15 protein-coding genes are annotated in these 17983 nt (G+C 63.4%); 3 read left to right on the top strand and 12 right to left on the bottom strand.

The window, feature by feature from the left end:
* Positions 1–10: 10 nt before the first annotated feature.
* Entirely contained in the window at positions 11–1204 is a 1194-nt protein-coding gene (locus HWX87_RS11860) for a urate hydroxylase PuuD (protein ID WP_176047293.1), read from the bottom strand.
* A 52-nt stretch (positions 1205–1256) separates the two neighbouring features.
* The gene (gene uraH / locus HWX87_RS11855) at positions 1257–1610 is read right to left on the bottom strand and encodes a hydroxyisourate hydrolase (RefSeq protein ID WP_011352401.1); all 354 of its coding nucleotides are present in this window, start codon (positions 1608–1610) and stop codon (positions 1257–1259) included.
* Positions 1611–2119: 509 nt separating this feature from the next.
* Between uraH and HWX87_RS11850 the strand changes: the two genes are divergently transcribed.
* Positions 2120–3532 (top strand): 8-oxoguanine deaminase, encoded by a 1413-nt coding sequence (locus HWX87_RS11850; protein ID WP_059233901.1) that lies wholly within the window; start codon positions 2120–2122, stop codon positions 3530–3532.
* Between the two features lie 97 nt (positions 3533–3629).
* On the opposite strand, the gene HWX87_RS11845 is transcribed toward HWX87_RS11850, so the two are convergent.
* Both HWX87_RS11845 and HWX87_RS11840 read right to left on the bottom strand, forming a co-directional pair.
* A complete protein-coding gene (locus HWX87_RS11845) occupies positions 3630–4559 on the bottom strand; it encodes a LysR substrate-binding domain-containing protein (RefSeq protein ID WP_006490213.1) in 930 nt (309 codons plus the stop codon).
* Between the two features lie 220 nt (positions 4560–4779).
* Positions 4780–4989, bottom strand: a complete 210-nt coding sequence (locus HWX87_RS11840; RefSeq protein WP_006493215.1) for a dodecin — start codon at positions 4987–4989, stop codon at positions 4780–4782.
* 135 nt (positions 4990–5124) lie between these two features.
* Between HWX87_RS11840 and HWX87_RS11835 the strand changes: the two genes are divergently transcribed.
* Positions 5125–6018, top strand: coding sequence for an NAD(P)-dependent oxidoreductase (locus HWX87_RS11835; protein ID WP_176047292.1), 894 nt, complete (start codon positions 5125–5127; stop codon positions 6016–6018).
* Positions 6019–6084: 66 nt separating this feature from the next.
* On the opposite strand, the gene HWX87_RS11830 is transcribed toward HWX87_RS11835, so the two are convergent.
* From HWX87_RS11830 to HWX87_RS11815, 4 genes are all read right to left on the bottom strand, one after another.
* Positions 6085–6531 carry a hypothetical protein gene (locus HWX87_RS11830; RefSeq protein ID WP_027784713.1) on the bottom strand — a complete coding sequence of 149 codons (447 nt, stop codon included), beginning with the start codon at positions 6529–6531 and terminating at the stop codon, positions 6085–6087.
* A 333-nt stretch (positions 6532–6864) separates the two neighbouring features.
* A complete protein-coding gene (mscL, locus tag HWX87_RS11825; protein WP_176047291.1) occupies positions 6865–7296 on the bottom strand; it encodes a large conductance mechanosensitive channel protein MscL in 432 nt (143 codons plus the stop codon).
* A gap of 222 nt (positions 7297–7518) precedes the next feature.
* Positions 7519–8691: a tetratricopeptide repeat protein gene (locus tag HWX87_RS11820; protein WP_176047290.1), complete on the bottom strand. Its 1173-nt coding sequence runs from the start codon at positions 8689–8691 to the stop codon at positions 7519–7521.
* An 80-nt stretch (positions 8692–8771) separates the two neighbouring features.
* Positions 8772–9452: a PspA/IM30 family protein gene (locus tag HWX87_RS11815; protein WP_059233905.1), complete on the bottom strand. Its 681-nt coding sequence runs from the start codon at positions 9450–9452 to the stop codon at positions 8772–8774.
* A gap of 443 nt (positions 9453–9895) precedes the next feature.
* Between HWX87_RS11815 and HWX87_RS11810 the strand changes: the two genes are divergently transcribed.
* Positions 9896–12418 (top strand): penicillin-binding protein 1A, encoded by a 2523-nt coding sequence (locus HWX87_RS11810; RefSeq protein WP_176047289.1) that lies wholly within the window; start codon positions 9896–9898, stop codon positions 12416–12418.
* 83 nt (positions 12419–12501) lie between these two features.
* On the opposite strand, the gene HWX87_RS11805 is transcribed toward HWX87_RS11810, so the two are convergent.
* The 4 genes from HWX87_RS11805 to HWX87_RS11790 all read right to left on the bottom strand — a co-directional run bounded on the left by HWX87_RS11805 (position 12502) and on the right by HWX87_RS11790 (position 17931).
* Entirely contained in the window at positions 12502–13947 is a 1446-nt protein-coding gene (locus tag HWX87_RS11805) for a TolC family protein (protein ID WP_176047288.1), read from the bottom strand.
* Entirely contained in the window at positions 13944–16097 is a 2154-nt protein-coding gene (locus HWX87_RS11800) for a peptidase domain-containing ABC transporter (RefSeq protein WP_176047287.1), read from the bottom strand. Before HWX87_RS11800 ends, HWX87_RS11805 begins: the two co-directional genes overlap by 4 nt.
* Before the next feature lie 13 nt (positions 16098–16110).
* Positions 16111–17370, bottom strand: coding sequence for an HlyD family efflux transporter periplasmic adaptor subunit (locus HWX87_RS11795; RefSeq protein WP_176047500.1), 1260 nt, complete (start codon positions 17368–17370; stop codon positions 16111–16113).
* Between the two features lie 183 nt (positions 17371–17553).
* A complete protein-coding gene (locus tag HWX87_RS11790) occupies positions 17554–17931 on the bottom strand; it encodes a hypothetical protein (RefSeq protein ID WP_176047286.1) in 378 nt (125 codons plus the stop codon).
* Positions 17932–17983: the final 52 nt, after the last annotated feature.

Below are 17983 nucleotides of genomic sequence, written 5' to 3'. Positions count from 1 at the left end.
GCACGGCGGCTTACTTGTTCGCGCCACCCTCGAACCAGGCGGCGAGCTTGGTGCGCTCGTCGTCGGTCATGTGCGTGACGTTGCCGATCGGCATCGCCTTCAGGCGCACGGCCTGTTCGTAGATACGCTGCGCGTTCTTCGACACTTCGTCCGGCGTGTCGAACATCACGCCCGCGGGTGCGCTGCCCATCAGCGTCGGCTTCGACGAGTGGCACTCGACGCAGCGCTGCTGCAGGATCGGCATGATGTCGTTGATCACGATCTTCGGTGCGTTCGCGGCTTGCGCTTCCGGTGCAACCGGCTTCGGCATCGTCCACACCAGCGCGCCCGACAGCAGGGCGACGCCGCCGATCGGCAGGTACCACAGCTGCTTGCCGCGGTGACGCATCACGAAGAACTGGCGAATCAGCGCGCCGGCCAGCATGATCAGCACGAGCACGACCCAGTTGAACTTGTTCGTGTACGTCATCGCGTAGTGGTTCGACAGCATCGCGAACACGACCGGCAGCGTGAAGTACGTGTTGTGCACCGAGCGCTGCTTGCCGCGCTTGCCGTAGATCGGGTTCGGTTCTTCGCCCTTGAGCATCTTGTCGACCATCTTGCGCTGGCCGGGGATGATCACGAAGAACACGTTCGCCGACATGATCGTCGCGAGCATCGCGCCGACGATCAGGTAGGCGGCACGGCCCGAGAAAATGTGGCACGCGAGGTACGCTGCGACGACGACGTAGAGGCCGACGCAAATGCCGAGCACGCGATCGTTGGTGCCGAGGATGCGGCACAGCGAGTCGTAGACGATCCAGCCGGCCGCGAGGAAGCCGAGTGCGGATGCGACGGCGACCACCGGGCCCATGTCGAGCACGCTCTTGTCGATCAGGTAGGTGTTCGGCGCGAGCAGGTACAGCACGAAGAACAACGAGAAGCCCGACAGCCAGGTCGTGTACGACGGCCACTTCGACCAGTGCAGGTCATCCGGCATTTCCGGCGGGGCGACCGTGTACTTCTGCATGTTGTAGAAACCGCCGCCGTGGACGTGCCACAGCTCGCCGAACACACCGCGCTTGCGCTGGTTCGGGTCGGTCGGCGGTTTCAGGCTGTTGTCGAGCGCGACGAAATAGAAGGACTCGCCGATCCACGCAATGGCGACGATGACGTGCAGCCATCGCAGCGCGAGGTTCAGCCAGTCGGTGATGAAGCCTTCCATGAAACTCCTCCAGACTCAAATCGTTTGTTTGATGTGGGCGCTGATTCGAATGTCAGCTGCCGCGATAGGTGCTGTACGACCACGGCGACACGAGCAGCGGCACGTGGTAGTGCGAGCCGGTGTCGGCGATGCCGAAGCGGAGCACGACGCGATCGACGAAACGGGGTTCGGGTACCTTCACGCCGAGCGACGCGAAGTAGTCGCCGGCATGGAACACGAGTTCGTATTCGCCGGCGGCGAGCGCGGCGCCTTCGAGCAGGGGTTCGTCGCAGCGGCCGTCGCTATTGGTCAGCACGGTCTTGATCGCGCGGCGCGATTCGCCGTCCAGCGCGTAGAGGTCCACCTTGATTGCAGCGCCGGGACGGCCGTGCGCCGTATCGAGTACGTGGGTAGTGAGCTTTCCCATTCGCAATTGTCCTTGTGTGAATGCGAGGTTCGGCGGCGACTCGATCCATTGACTGTGCGGCGGATCGAGGCTCCACGTCACGTGGCTACATACCCGTCGGCGAGATTGAAGCGAGCGCCGTGCAGGCATTGTAAAAAGGTTCCCCGCGCAAATACGGGCGCGATATCAAAGATAATGCGCCGCGCATGAGCGGCTGTCGACGGCATGCCGGACGCGGCTTCCGGTGGCCTGTCAGGTGCCCGGCGCGGGCCTGCGCGGCGTACCATATCGGAACCCTGAAGCGCGGTATTCCGGATCGCGCATTGTGTGCGGCGCGCGCTTGGGCGATCCTCCCGCCGTGCGCGTCGGCCTGTGGCCGGCGCGTACCCCGAAGACGGCGAGCACGCCGGGTAACCGGGCCAGGGCGTTCGAACGGACGCAGGCACCGGGGCGTGCCGCGATTCAGCGTTCGAACGGCTGTGTGACCGCCTCCAGGACAGCCCCTGGGGGCAGACCGACGCGGAGAACGCATGAACCTCGAGCAGCACGCTGGCGCACGCGCGCCGAACACCTCTTCATCCCGCCCGAAAACCCTGCTGGTCAAGCACGCCGACGTGCTCGTGACCATGGACGACACGCGCCGCGAGTTGCGCGACGCCGGGCTCTACATCGAAGACAACCGAATCGTCGCGGTCGGCCCGACCGCGGAGCTGCCCGACACGGCCGACGAAGTGCTCGACCTGCGCGGCCACCTCGTGATCCCGGGGCTCGTGAACACGCACCATCACATGTACCAGAGCCTCACGCGCGCGGTGCCCGCGGCGCAGAACGCCGAGCTGTTCGGCTGGCTCACGAACCTGTACCGGATCTGGGCGCACCTGACGCCCGAGATGATTGAAGTGTCGACGCTGACCGCGATGGCCGAGCTGCTGCAGTCGGGCTGCACGACGTCGAGCGACCACCTGTACATCTATCCGAACGGTAGCCGGCTCGACGACAGCATCGGCGCCGCGCAGCGGATCGGCATGCGCTTTCACGCGAGCCGCGGCTCGATGAGCGTCGGCCAGCGCGACGGCGGGCTGCCGCCCGATTCGGTCGTCGAGCGCGAGCCCGATATCCTGCGCGACACGCAGCGCCTGATCGAGACCTATCACGACGAAGGCCGTTACGCGATGCTGCGCGTGGTGGTCGCGCCGTGCTCGCCGTTCTCGGTGAGCCGTGACCTGATGCGCGACGCGGCCGTGCTCGCGCGCGAATACGGCGTGTCGCTGCACACGCACCTCGCGGAGAACGTCAACGACATCGCGTACAGCCGCGAGAAGTTCGGGATGACGCCGGCCGAATATGCGGAAGATCTCGGCTGGGTCGGCCACGACGTGTGGCATGCGCACTGCGTGCAGCTCGACGATGCGGGCATCGGCCTGTTCGCACGCACCGGCACGGGCGTCGCGCACTGTCCGTGCTCGAACATGCGGCTCGCGTCGGGCATCGCGCCGGTGAAGAAGATGCGTCTCGCGGGCGTGCCGGTCGGCCTCGGCGTCGACGGTTCCGCGTCGAACGACGGCGCGCAGATGGTCGCGGAAGTGCGGCAGGCGCTGCTGCTGCAGCGGGTCGGCTTCGGGCCCGATGCGATGACCGCGCGCGAAGCGCTCGAGATCGCGACGCTTGGCGGTGCGAAGGTGCTGAACCGCGACGACATCGGTGCGCTGAAGCCCGGCATGGCCGCGGACTTCGCGGCGTTCGACCTGCGCCAGCCGCTGTTCGCGGGCGCGCTGCACGATCCGGTGGCGGCGCTCGTGTTCTGCGCGCCGTCGCAGACGGCGTACACGGTGGTGAACGGGAAGGTGGTGGTGCGGGAAGGGCGGTTGGCGACGCTCGATCTGCCGCCCGTCATCGAGCGTCACAACGCGCTTGCGCACGCGCTCGTCGAGGCGTCGCGCTGAAGCGTCACTGAAGCGGCACGGCGGCCGCCTCGCCGGGCGTGCCGCCGGCCGTCGCCGCGCCGTGACGTGTCACGACGCGATGCGACGGCCTATGCCGTTACGGCTCGATCAGCGTGCGGGTGGCTTCGGCGACGAGGCTGCGCAGCCAGCGCACTTCGTCCGAGTAGTGGCAGCGTTCGTGCCACAGCTGGTAGTACTGCATCGGCGGGAAGTCGAGCGGCGCCGGCACGACCGACAGCGGCAGGAACTTCGCGTAGTGATCGGCGAACAGGCGCGTCGTCGTGAAAATCAGGTCGGACTTCACGAGCACGTACGGTGCGAGATTGAAGTACGGCAGCGTGACGACCACGTGGCGCTTGAGGCGTTCGCGCGCGAGATGCACGTCGATCGCGCCGCGCTGGCCGACCGAGTACGGCGTCGGCGCGAGATGCGGCGCATTCAGGTACTGGTCGAGCGTGAGCCCGCCGCGCTTTGCGAACGGGTGCGTGTTGCTCATCAGGCAGACGATTTCGTCGACGAACAGGTTCGACAGGTGCAGTTGCTCGGGCGGTTCGGGCCAGTTGCCGACGACGATGTCGAGCTTGCCGTCTTCCAGCGCGAGCTCGTAGTCGAACGCGGGGCCGAGCGAATGAAACTCGAGCGTCGCGTTCGGCGCGGCCTGGCGGAAGCGTTCGACGACGGTCGGCACGAACAGCACGTTCAGGTAATCGGGGCAGCCGATCCGGTAGCAGCGGATCGACGTGGCCGGGTCGAAATTGTGCTGCTGGAACTTGATGCGCTCGATTTCACGCAGTGCGTTCTGCACGGGCTCGAGCAGGCGCAGCCCGTATTCGGTCGGCACCATGCCGGATTTGCCGCGCACCAGCAGCGGATCGCCGGTGATGTCGCGCAGGCGTCGCAGCGCGGCGCTGATCGCCGGTTGCGACTGGTTCAGTTTGACGGCCGCGCGCGTGACGCTGCGCTCCATCAACAAGGTGTGCAAGACGCGCAAGAGGTACGTGTCGATCGCCTCGCGTTGCTGACTCATGATATCTCCGGTTTATATGGCTGGGCTGATCGAGGGGCAAGGGGGGTATATTGTTTTTAATATGAAGCGGGTCCAGCGTCAAGAGATGGATACCCGCAGACACCCGCCGGCCGGGCCGCGACAAGGGGCCTGAACGGGGTGGAAAGCGGGGCGCGCGGCGCCGCACGGATCCGTATTGCGCGGATCCGGATCGCGGCGCGGCGTGGGATGCGGGGGCGCGTCAGTCGTCGATGCGCATGCCGACTTTCAGCGTGACCTGCCAGTGCACGACCTGGTCGCCTTCGATGTGGCCGCGTGTTTCGGTTACCTGGAACCAGTGCAGGTTGTGCAGCGTCTTGCCGGCTTTCGAGATCGCGTTGCGGATCGCGTCGTCGCTCGATTGCCGCGACGAACCGGTCAGCTCGATCATCTTGTACACGTGGTCGCTCATGATGCGCTCCCTGGGATATCGGTCTGTATTGCCGGTGCAAGCCGCGGTCCCGAAGCGGTGCCGCGCGTGCCCGGCTTCTTGAGTGATAGGTATGATGGGCGGCAAGTGCAACCCATATCGGAGACGAGGAACATCGTGGAAGTCGGATTTTGCGGACCGGGATTGATGGGCGCGCCGATGATTCGGCATTTGCTGGCGGCGGGGCATCGCGTCAGCGTGTGGAATCGCTCGCGTGACAAGGCCGAGGCGCTGGTCAAGGACGGCGCGCAGGTGGTCGGCACGCCGCGCGAACTGGCCGAACGTGTCGATACGGTATTCGTGTGTGTGCTCGACGGCCGTGCGGTCGGCGATGTCGTGTTCGGCGAGCACGGGCTGCTCTCCGGCGCCGCCGCCGCGCGCCGCCTGCTGCGCATCGTCGATCATTCGAGCATTCCGCCTGCGGCGACGCGCGACTACGCGGCGCGTGCGGCTGCACTCGGCGTCGGCTGGGTCGATGCGCCAGTGTCCGGCGGCGTGCCGGGCGCGCAGGCCGGCACGCTCGCGGTGATGGCGGGCGGCCGCGCGGCCGATCTCGACGCGGTGCGGCCGCTGATCGACACGTACGCGTCGCGCATCACGCACATGGGCGACGCCGGGGCGGGCCAGACGGCGAAGCTGTGCAACCAGGCGATCGTCACCGCGACGGTCACGGCGATCGCCGAGGCCGTCGGTCTCGCGCAGGCGAGCGGCATCGATGCCGCGCGTCTGGCCGAGGCACTGGCCGGCGGCTGGGCCGATTCGGTGCTGCTGCAGACGTTCGTGCCGCGCATGACGTCGGGCGGCCATCCGCCGATCGGTGCGCTCGCCACGTTCCAGAAGGATGTGGATGCGATTGCCGACGCCGCGCGCGACACGGGCGCGGTGATGCCCGTATCGGCCACGGTCCAGCAGGTGCTGCGGCTCGGTGCCGCGCAAGGGCTCGCCGGCGCCGATTTCGCCGCGTTCATCGACATCGTGCGGCCGGGCAACGGCCGTCAGCAGGCGTCGTGACGGGCAAGCGGGGCGCGTGAATGGCAGATGGGCCGCCCGGAGGCGGCCCATCGAGTGGCAGGCGGATCAGCCGAGGGAGCGGGGTGTCGTGTCGCCGGCGTTCTGGCGGCCGAGCCCGCCGCGCAGGCTCGCTTTCGTGCCTGCACCAAACTCGGGCAGGATGCGCGCACGCGCACGGCTTGCAAATACGAGGAAACCGAAGCCGTTCGCCTCGTACCAGTAGCCGCCGTTCTCGAGGCCGTCGAGCGGCTGCTCGAGCGCGTTGGCGATCGATTCGATGCAGCGCTTGCGCAGCTCGGCGATCGCTGGATAGGGCGGTTGGGCACCGCGCACGCTGCACAGGAGCACGTCGAGACCGGGCAGCACATGCGCATAGAGGACGGGTTCGTCCTGCGCACGGGCGCGGGCAATCTTGGTGTCGAGTTGAGCAAACGGTTTCGAGTGGCGCAGAACCGCGAGGAATGACTCCTGGCCATCCTGCTGCGCACGCCGACGTTTTTTCGGGAAGGACATAAACACTCGCCTCAAAAACAATTGCAAGAAATGCGGCACTTTCATGCGACCCACTCCCGGCTATGTACGCCGCATGTCGATCCTTTATAGCACACGAAAATGCTGCATTCGTGCAGTACGACGATCAATGTCTCCCGTCGACCTGCTCGCCATGATCGACACAGCCAGCGTCTTGGCGCCCGTACTGTCGTTTAGTCTCCATCATAGACCTGCTTTCCCCGCGCGTGCATTCGCCCGTCACAAAAAAGTGAGATAGGCCGCTTGCAGTGGTGCATCGCACGCGCAATAAAAAGGCCCGCACGAGGCGGGCCTGGCGAGCGGAGCGCGCGGCGATCAGCGCTGCTTGAGCGAATCGCGGATCTCGCGCAGCAGCACGGTGTCTTCCGGCGTCGCGGCCGGCGCGGCTTCTTCCGGCTTGCGCAGCTTGTTGATGAATTTCACCATCATGAAAATGATGAACGCGAGGATGACGAAGTTGATCGCCACGGTGATGAACGAGCCGTAACCGAATGCGGCGACGCCCGCGGCCTGCAGGTCCTTGAACGAATCGGGATTACCCTTGAACGTCGGGGGGATGGTGCCGAGCAGAACGAACTTGTTCGAGAAATCCAGACCGCCGGTCAGCACGCCGATGACCGGCATGATGAGATCTTTCACGATCGAATCGACGATCTTCGAGAACGCGCCGCCGATGATCACGCCGACGGCGAGATCCATCACGTTGCCCTTGACGGCGAACTCCTTGAATTCCTTGATGATGCTCATGAGCGGCTTTCTCCTGGTTGGGGCGAGGGGAGGCGTGCCGCGACGCGCAGGATTGCAATGCGTCGAATGAGGGTCGGTGGCACGCCGATGGCCGCATGATAGCGAACGCTCCCCATTGCCGGTAGTCCATCTTGAAATGATTGACAAATCCGCGCGTCGACGCGGCCGGCGAGGCAGGGGAGCGTGGCGTGCGTGGCAGCGCGTGCGACGCGCGGTGCACTGTCAGGTGTTGTCGTCGGTCCAGCCGTCGTCATTGCTGCCGAGGTCCATGCCGCCACCACCGCCACCGCCGCTGCCGTCGCTCCAGTTCGACGCGTCGCCGCGGCCGAGGTCGAAGCCCGGGTCGGTTTCCTGCCGGCGGCGCTCGCCGTCGACGATCACGTCGCGTTCGACCACGCGCTCGCGTCCGCCCGACATCGCCTCGCCGAGCAGCACGCCGGTCAGCAGCCCGCCCATCCCGCCGCCGAAACCGCCGCCGCCTTGCTGGATCACGACGGGCGGCTGCTGTTGCGGATAGGGTTGTGGCGGGTAGGGCTGGCCCTGCGCGCCCGTCATGCGATCGGCTTCCTGTGCGTACACGGAGCCGCTGCCGTTCACCGGTGCCGCAGGTTGCGCGGCCGGATCGGGGCGGCCTTCGACGCGCGCCTTCACGCTCGCATGGCGTTGTTCGAGTTCGTCGATGCGATACGGCGGCACCGGATTCTTGCCGTTCGACAGCGCCTCGACGAGCGTGCGCGCGTCGGTCTCGATCGCTTCGATTTCACCGATGAGTGCCGCGGCGCCGGGCGTCGTCGACAGCTTCGCGTCGAGTTTCAGCGGACGGATGTCGTTCAGCACGTCGGTCGCACGCTTGAGCTGCGTGCGGCGTTCGTCGTCGGCGCGGCCGTCGTCGGCCGTGCGCGCGCGCCGCAGCGTCCAGCGCAGCACCAGCGCAATGATCGCGACGATCAGCCCGAGGCCGATCCACATGCCCGTCGACGGGCCGTGTTTTTCGGCCGGCGCGACGGCAGGGGCGAGCCCCGGCTGCAGCGTGCCGGCTTGCGTGGCTGACGGCACGTTGCCGCTCACGCGCGCGGCGTCGGCGCGAATGCGCGATTCGGTCTGCGCGAAGCGCGACGCGTCGGTGAACTTCAACTGCGGATCGAGCGTTTTCGCTTGCTGCAGTTGCGCGAGCGCGTCGGACGCGCGGCCTTCGCGGTCCAGCACCTGCGCATACAGGTAGCGCGCGTGCGCGTTGTTCGGATGGGCGTCGATGACTTGCGACAGCTGCGTGTCGGCTTGCTGCCAGTTGCGTTGCGCGATCGATTGCTCGACCTGCTGCAGCGACGGTACCGCAAACGCGGCGGACGACAGCAACATCAGCGAGAGGCCGAGTGCGGCGAGAGATTTCTTCATGGTCGAACCGGGCGCAGGCGCCCGTCTCCTGACGATCGGTTCGCGCCGCGCACCCGGGCCGGGGCGCGGCGCGTTTGCCGTTACTGCGCGGGCGTATCGAGCTGCTTCTTCAGCGCGGCGAGGCGATCCTCGACCGACGGGCCCTTGTTCAGCGCGGCGAGCTTGTCGTCGAGCGCCTTGCCGCTCGACGTGTCGGCGGAATTCAGACGGGCGTCCGAGCGGGCGTTCTGCAGCGCGACCTTGTCTTCGAGCTTCTGGAAATCCTCGGACAGGTTCTTGCCGCCGATGCCGCCCAGCGCGCTGGCCGCGACGTCCTTCGCCTGCGCGATTTCCTGCTTGGCCTGCAGGATGTTCGAGCGCGCATTCAGGTCGTTGCGGCGCTGGCGCATGTCGGCGATCTGCCCCTTCAGCTTGTCGACCGACGGCTCGAGCGTCGTCAGCTCGGCCGCGAGCGCATCGCGCTCGGCTTCGGCGTTCGACTGCGCGGCGAGCGCCTCGCGGGCGAGTGCTTCGTCACCGGACTGCAGCGCGCGCTTCGCGCCGTCCTCGTACTTCTTCACCTTGTCGTCGGCCGCATCGCGCTTGCTGCGCTGGGTCGCGACCTGTGCCTCGATCTCGATCAGCGAATTCTCGGCACGGCCGATGCTGTCGTCGAGCTCCCGCACGATCTGCCGTGCGTCGCGCGACGGATCCTGTACCGAATCGGCCGCATCGTTCAGCAGGCCTTTGATCGTGCGCGAAACAGAGTCGAAAAGCGACATGAAATCCTCCGTGATTGAAAGGCGCCGCGCATTCGCGGCAGTGCCCGCTGCGGGCCGGTTCCGACCCGCATGAGCCGGCGGATATTACACCACCGGTTCACTTAAATACGGCTTAAACGCGCGAGTTCAAGCGGCCCGTGTATCCGGATACCGAAGCTTTCGAAGCTGAAAGAAAAAATCGGTAACGCGCGATATTGCGTGTCCATCATAGGCCGAGGATGCCGACAATACGTTCCGCAAATCACGGCATTGCGGGAATTTTTACAAAAAATCGCGAAGGCACCCGGTCGATTTCATTAAAATGCGCTGTCACGTCGCGGGAACGGATCGCCGCGCGGCGGGGTCTGTCGACGTGACAGCCGCATCTCGATGCACCCACTCTGATTCATCCGCTTGCATTTCCGCATGCGTCCGAGGGCGCCACGTACGCCCGCCATTCCGACATGCCAATTATCAAACGACCGCCTTCTTCTTCCGACAGGAACGAACCCCACTACACGCTGCGCCGTTCGCCGTCCGGGGCCTATTACCCCGATGACGACGATCGCGACGACGGCCGCCGCGCACAGCAGCGCAGCGGGGGTGGCGGCGGACGCCGTCGCTCGTTCGGCTCGCGCGTCGCGCTGTGGTTCGCCGGCCTGTTCGTGACGCTGGCGATCGTCGGCGCGCTGATCGTCGGTTATGCACTGGTCGTGATGGCGCCGCAGCTGCCGTCGCTCGATGCGCTGACCAACTACCAGCCGAAGGTGCCGCTGCGCGTGTTCACGGCCGATCACGTGCTGATCGGCGAGTTCGGCGAGGAACGTCGCAGCCTCGTGCGCTTCCAGGACATTCCCGACGTGATGAAGAAAGCCGTGCTCGCGATCGAGGACTACCGCTTCTACGAACACGGCGGCGTCGACTTCGTCGGCATCCTGCGGGCGGGCGTGGCCGACCTGATGCACGGCGGCGCGCGGCAGGGCGCGAGCACGATCACGATGCAGGTCGCGCGCAACTTCTTCCTGTCGAGCGAGAAGACCTACACGCGCAAGATTTACGAAATGCTGCTCGCGTACAAGATCGAGAAGGCCCTGACGAAGGACCAGATCCTCGAGCTGTACATGAACCAGATCTATCTCGGCCAGCGTTCGTACGGTTTCGCCGCCGCTGCACGCGTGTATTTCGGCAAGGACCTGAAGGACATCACGCTTGCTGAAGCGGCGATGCTCGCGGGGCTGCCGAAGGCGCCGTCCGCGTATAACCCGGTCGTCAATCCGAAGCGCGCGAAGGTGCGTCAGGAGTACATCCTGAAGCGCATGCTCGAGGTCGGCTACATCACGCAGCCGCAGTACGACGAAGCGATCAAGGAAGAGATCCACGTGCGCACGCCGGGCAACCAGTACGCGGTGCACGGCGAATACGTCGCCGAGATGGTGCGGCAGATGATGTACCAGCAGTACAAGGACGAAACCTATACGCGCGGGCTGACCGTCACGACGACGATCAACTCGTCCGACCAGGAAGCCGCGTACCAGGCCGTGCGTCGCGGCATTCTCGACTACGAGCGCCGCCACGGCTATCGTGGGCCGGAAGCATCGATCCAGCTGCCCGCGGCCGGCGACGACCGCGACGAGGCGATCGACGATGCGCTCGCCGATCACCCGGACAACGGCGACCTGCAGTCGGCGGTCGTGCTGTCGGCGTCGCCGAATGCGGTCGAGGTGCAGTTCGTCGGCGGCGCGACCACGACGATCGGGCCGGCCGGGCTGCGCTTCGTGTCGGCCGCATTGAGCCCGCGCGCGAACGATACGCTGCGCATCAAGCCGGGCTCGGTCGTGCGCGTGCTGAAGGACGGCAAGACGGGCTGGCAGGTCGTGCAGCTGCCGCAGGTCGAAGGCGCGCTCGTCGCGATTGCCCCGCAGGACGGTGCAATCCGCTCGCTCGTCGGCGGCTTCGACTTCAACAAGAGCAAGTTCAACCACGTGACGCAGGCGTGGCGGCAGCCGGGCTCGTCGTTCAAGCCGTTCATCTACTCGGCGTCGCTCGACAAGGGCATGGGGCCGGCGACGATGATCAACGACGCGCCGCTGTACTTCCCGCCGAGCGTGCCGGGCGGCACCGCGTGGGAGCCGAAGGACGACGACCAGCCGGACGGCCCGATGACGATGCGCACCGGCCTGCAGCGTTCGAAGAACCTCGTGTCGATCCGGATCCTCGCATCGATCGGCACGCAGTATGCGCAGCAGTACGTGACGCAGCGCTTCGGCTTCGATCCGGCGAAGACGCCGCCGTACCTGCCGATGGCGCTCGGCGCGGGCCTCGTGACGCCGCTGCAGCTCGCGACCGGCTACGCGGTGTTCGCGAACGGCGGCTACAAGGTCGATCCGTACCTGATCGCCGAAGTCGACGACGCACGCGGCCAGCCGCTGCAGAAGTCGCAGCCGGTGATCGCGGGCGGCACGGCGCCGCGCACGATCGAAGGCCGCAACGCGTACGTGATGAACAGCCTGCTGCATTCGGTCGCGACGGCCGGCACGGGCGCAGGCACCAACGCACTGGGCCGCAGCGACCTGCAGGGCAAGACGGGTACGACGAACGACGCGAAGGACGGCTGGTTCGCCGGCTACCAGCAGTCGCTCGTCGCGGTCGCATGGATGGGCTTCGACCAGCCGAAGAGCCTCGGCAGCCGCGAATTCGGCGCGCAGCTCGCGTTGCCGATCTGGGTGAACTACATGCGCACCGCGCTGAACGGCGTGCCCGAGCAGCAGATGCCGATGCCGGACGGGCTGACCTCGATCGACGGCGAGCTGTACTACGCCGATCGCACGCCGGGCAACGGCTTCGTCGCGAACGTCGACATCAACCCGGCGGAGAACGCGATCAGCGCGAACGACGCGCTGGGTTCGGCCGGCGCGGCAGGGCTCGCGCCGCCGCCCGTCACGCCGCAGGAGAAGCAGCAGATCATGGACATGTTCGAGAACAAGTAAGCGGTACGCTGTTCTTCAGACAAGCGACGGGCGCCTTCGGGCGCCCGTTTTTTTGTGCGTTGCGGAAAAGAATGAAGCTGTAGTTATGGATTAGTATCCTGCAGGTCAAGCTTACCGAGGCTCGCTGCTAGACCGAGGCGCGTGGAGCGCCACTTTGATTTGGCTAACACGCGCTGCTTTTGTGCATCGGCAAGCGCGGTTTGGGCGACAAGCATATCGGTGAACGTCCCGACCCCCTCCTTGTAGCGACCACGCGCGATATCGAGCGCCTGTTGTGCATCTTCCAGCAGATTCTGCGAGTTCGCGAGATTGGTAGCATCGGCTTGTAGGCCGTGATAGCTCTTCCATACGTCCAGCGACGCCTGGAGTTCGACGTTGCGCAAGGCAGCTTCCTGCGCATCGGCTTGCGCTTGCGCTTGTTCGATTCGGTATCCGAATGCGAAACCCTCGAACAGCGGGATTGTCATCTGTATCCCGACCGAGCTGCCACGACTGTGCATGATCGGGGCCGATTGTGGTTGTTGCTGGTACGACGGATTGTTTTGTGTGATGCTGCCGACGAGTGAGATGGCGGGCCGCCCCAGCGCGCGGGCAGCGTCGATGCTGGCACGCGCTGCGTCGAGCTTCGCGCGTGCGGCAATCAGCTTTGGGTGCTGCTGTTTGGCTTCCTCGATCAGCCGATCGATCGTGGCCTCGATTTCGGTTGGCTTATCCGCGATATCGGGTTCCTGAGGCGTGACCTGTACGGTGGTGTTTGCGTCCAACCCGATCGCGACAGCAAGAGCTCCCGTCATAATGCGCACTTCGCCCTCCGAGCTGACGCGATCAAGCAACGCACGTCGATAACTGGTGCGCGCTTGCAACTCGTCGGCGAGCGTGCCGGCGCCGGCCTGGTGTTTGGCAGTCGCTTCGATCAGGGTTTGGTGTGCAATCGTCTCTGTTTGCAGTGCAGAGTCGAGTGACGCCTGTGCATCACGTAGCGCATAGAATGCCTGAGCCGTATTGAAGAACACCACTTGCAGCGTCTCGTCGTGCGTCGCGTTCGCGGCCGCAAGTAAAGCCTGCGCCTGGCGTCGAGCGGCGCCGCGTTTGCCGAAATCGAACAATATCCAACTCAGGTTGAGTCTTCCAAATTGACTCGATGAGTTCTGTGACTGGTTTCTCGAACCGGCGCCGAAGGCGCTGTAATTGTAGGTAGTCGACAGTGTATTGCGCTCTATGCCTGCCGTCGCGTTCAGCAAAGGCAGGTATGCGGCATCGGCAATGCCTAGCGCTGCGGCTTGCGCACGCGCGTCGTTCCATGCTCGGCGTGCCTGCGGGTTTGTACAGATCGCGTACAGCACCGCGTCGTCGAGTTCGAGCGGACGTGTATTCCGCGATTGTCGACACGTGGTATCGCGCAGTAACGTTCCGGTGGGCGTCGCGGACACGGCGGGGTGCATGCGGAACACGTCGAGTACCTGTGCATCGGTTCGAAGAGCCGTCGTCAGGGTGGCGGCCGAAATGGTTAAGTAGACGACGAGCTTCATCGGCCTGCTTGCGGTTCGGTGACTGCGTTGTCAATTGTCGGCTGATCGAGAACGACCCGGCCACCGTGCAGCATCACCACACGCGCGGCTGACTCGATGGTTTCTGGCCGGTGCGCGATGATCACACGAGTCATCTTCAATGCACTGACAGCGGCATTGACCTGTCGTTCGCGCTGAATATCCAGATGGCTCGTTGCCTCGTCGAGTACTAGAATCTTGGGCCGTTTGTACAGCGCTCGCGCCAGCAATACGCGCTGCTTCTGACCACCCGACAGCACAGTACCCATGTCGCCGACCAAGGTGTTGTATCCCATCGGCATTGCCACGATGTCATCATGCATTGCGGCGAGCCGTGCGCATTCGACAACCCACTGTATATCGGTATTTGGATCGAAGAAACTGATGTTGTCACGGATAGAGCCGGCAAACAGCACATCGTCCTGAAGCACGGTTCCGATCAGCGCACGCAGTCGATTTGTGCCGAGTCGATTAATTTCGACGCCACCGATTCGTATGCTGCCGGCGGTTGGGGTGAGCACACCGAGTAGCACATTGACGAGTGTGGTTTTGCCACAGCCTGATGGTCCGATCAGTGCGACTGACTCGCCTGGTGAAATCCCGAACGATACACAATCGAGCACGGCGTGCTCACCATCTGCGTAACGAAAACCGACCGCAGCGAATTCAATGCTGGCTGCAACATCGTCTGTCTCGCCGTGTACGTCGCGCAGGTTTGCGTCGCTCTCGGGCTTCTCGAACACGATATCGGCGAGCCTCTCTCCCTGCAACTGCAGCATTTTGATTTCGTAATACTTGTCGATTAGGCCGCCGATGCGACTGTCGAATTGCCCTTTGTACGCATTGAATGCTATGAGTACACCGACCGTGAACTGGCCGTCAATTACCATCCGTGCACCAAGCCAGACAATCAGGATGCCTTCGATGCCGAACAGCAACCCGTTAAGTTGCTGGTAAAGTAACTGCAGCTTCTGTATGTGCAAACCGGCATTAATTTGTTCGACCAGCAGAGACAGCCAACTCGCTCGGCGCTCCTCCTGTCGGTTGAATAGTTTGATTGTCTTTACGCCGCGTACGGTCTCAAGGAAGTGGCTTTGCTGTTTGGCGGCATGCACGATCTGTTCGACTGTCGCTCGCCGTAGCGGCTGATACCAGAGCCAGCGCAATAACGCATACAGCGCCATTGCGGCAAGCGCGATGCAGCCCAGCATACGACTGTAGACAAACATCATCACGAGAGTAACTATCGTCATCAGACCATCAATCACGGCGCTCAGGAACGATGTGGTCAGGGTTTGCTGGATCGTATCGATTGCACCGAAGCGCGACACGACGTCGCCTAAATGGCGTCGTTCGAAGTAGCGCACCGGCAGGCTCAGCAGGTGGCTGAACACATTCGCACGCCACTGGACGTTGAGGGTCGTGCCGAAGTACATCAACGCCCATGCGCGGATTGCACTTGTCGCTTGTTGCATCAGCAACAGAAGACCGAAACCGAGTGCAAGGACAGTGAGAAGATCGCGATCGGTGCTGACGATTACTTCATCGATAACCCATTGCAGAAAGAACGGTTGTATCAGTGCGAAAACCTCGAGTACAAGCGCAAGCACGAGTACTTGGCCGAGCGAGCGAGATAATCCCGACACTGGCCCCATCAGCGAGCGCAGTTTGACTGCAGGCGCTGCTTCAAGTGGTTTAAAAGCACTCGTTGGCCATAGCTCTAACGCGACGCCGGTGAACGAGCGCGAAAGGACGGTGAGCGGTAAGCGACGAATTCCGTGTGCCGGATCATAGACTACTGCTCGTTTGGTAGTTACTTCCTTCAATACAACGAAGTGATTGAATTCCCAATGGAGGATGCACGGCATGCGCAGTTGCCCAAGCTGGTCGAGATCGAGTTTTAGCGCACGAGTGCCGAGATCGAGCCGATGAGCAACCTCGATCACGCGCGAGAGCGCTGTTCCCTTGAGCGACACCGGGAAGCGGCTGCGAAGCGTTGCGAGATCGACGTGGTGTCCGTGGTAACCCGAAATCATCGCGAGGCATGCGAGCCCGCACTCGGCCGCTTCTGTCTGCAGTAGCATCGGCAATTTGCTTCGGATGCCGAGTGAAAGACGGTCTGGAAAGAACATAAAAGCAGTGGAATCAGAGTTTACCGGTTAAGCTATAGAGTGGTTCGAGAACCCATTCATACAGGCGGCGACGTTCTTGCAAGATGTCGGCTTGCAGCGTCATGCCAGCCTGCAAAGGCTGCGGCTTGCCATACGCGGTGACGGTTTGCGCGTCAAGGGCGGCGGTGATTCGATAGAATGTGCCATCACGATTCGTGGGGCCTCCGCTTGTTGCGAATTCGGCGGGGGATAGTGCCGTACGCGCGATGGATGTCACGTGCGCACGATACTGGCCGAATTTCTGGTATGGATAGGCTTGGTACCGGACTCGTACTGAATCGCCGACGTGCACAAAGCCAACAGCGGCGCTTGGCACGAACAGGTGAACTTGCCAGCGCGCGCCGTTCGGCACGATGCTCGCCGCGGGGTGCGCCGTATCGATCGTCTGACCAGGCTCAGCGATCACAGCAGTGAGTACGCCGGTCTCGGGCGCTGTTACCGCCAGTTCGCGCCGCGCTTCGTTTTCGATCAGAGCTTGATCAACGTCGATTACGTTGCGCTCAAGTGGCGAGAGCTGATTCTGTTGCTTGAATGCAGGGCCCGAGAGTTCGCTCTCGGATTCTTTGAGCGCTTGTGATATGTTCGCGCGCTCGCGCTGCAGGCCGAGCAGCCTCGACTTCTGATCAAGGTGCTCGGTTTGGCGCTGCTGGAACTGGTCCGTCGAGATGTAGTCCAGTGCGAGCAGACGCCGATAGCGAGTAACACCATCGGCAGCGATGGCTGTTCGCTCACGTTGGCTGGTTAGCTGTGCGTCTACGCGCGCGAGTTCAGCGCCCAAGCTGGATAGTTTCGCTTGCAGCGTTTCTCGAGCGTCCTGCTGCAATACTCGGGTTTTGTCGATTTCCTGCAGCAGCGATGTCTTGCGCTGGAGTGCCTGCTTGATCAGTGCGGCCTGCGTGCGCCCTCCGGCGGCGCTCTGTAGGTCGGTGGACACCGTATAGAGCACCGTTCCACGCGTTACGTGTTGACCTTCGATGATGGCCTTGCGCAGAACGATGCCGGGCTGCTGCGCATAGACTTTGACGAGTCCCGTATCGGGCATCACTACGCCCTCGACCGTGGTACGCCGTGTGTAATTGCACAGCAGGAACAACGCTATGACGCAAAGTGCCATGCTTCCCGCTGCGCATGTCAGGAAAGCGAATGACAGTGGGCGTACCAGTAAAATCTTCCCGAGCATAGGCGCGCGTTGGGCTTGCTCAGCCTCCGTGCGAAAGAGCGATTGCGGAATCAACATGATCAACTAGAAAATTATCGAAGCTGGATTACTTTGAGTTTGACGAGGCAATCGGTAATTCGACTTTCCAGCGCGTTGTCGCTATGTGCTACTTTCCCTTTTTGCTCGTTATTATTCAATGCTTGTCAGTGTGACTCGAGACAATTCTCATCGTCGAGAGTTCTGTGTTCGCACGTGCAGTTAGCGCTTTGGCCGGTTCTGAAGCCGCAAGTAAAGATAGTCGCTGCAAACAAGGCCGAGAATGCTGGGAAGCGTGACAGCGCATATCCATCCGTTCCGACCAGTGGCCAAGGCAATCAGTGATAACCCAAGATTGAGGATGACTGCCTGCATTGAGAGCCAACGCGGATAATAGGGCAATCGATCGTAACCGGATCGCCCGCAGATGCGGGTCAGGCGCCCGACAATGAATGCCCCGACAAAACAAGTCGCACAGAGCACGAGATATTCAGCGGCTCGATTCTGAGCAAGCATCAAGAATGCAACAATACTCACTAACTGCGCGGCGAACAGACGCGCAATGGTCACCTCGAGAAAGCGCCTGACAGGGATCAGCATGAGATATTGAAAATAATAATTGAATTATTGCGGCGAGATTCCGCTAAATTTT

Source organism: Burkholderia sp. BCC1644, assembly GCF_902833225.1.
Taxonomy (GTDB): Bacteria; Pseudomonadota; Gammaproteobacteria; order Burkholderiales; family Burkholderiaceae; genus Burkholderia.
This window is presented reverse-complemented; position numbering and strand designations above follow the sequence as displayed.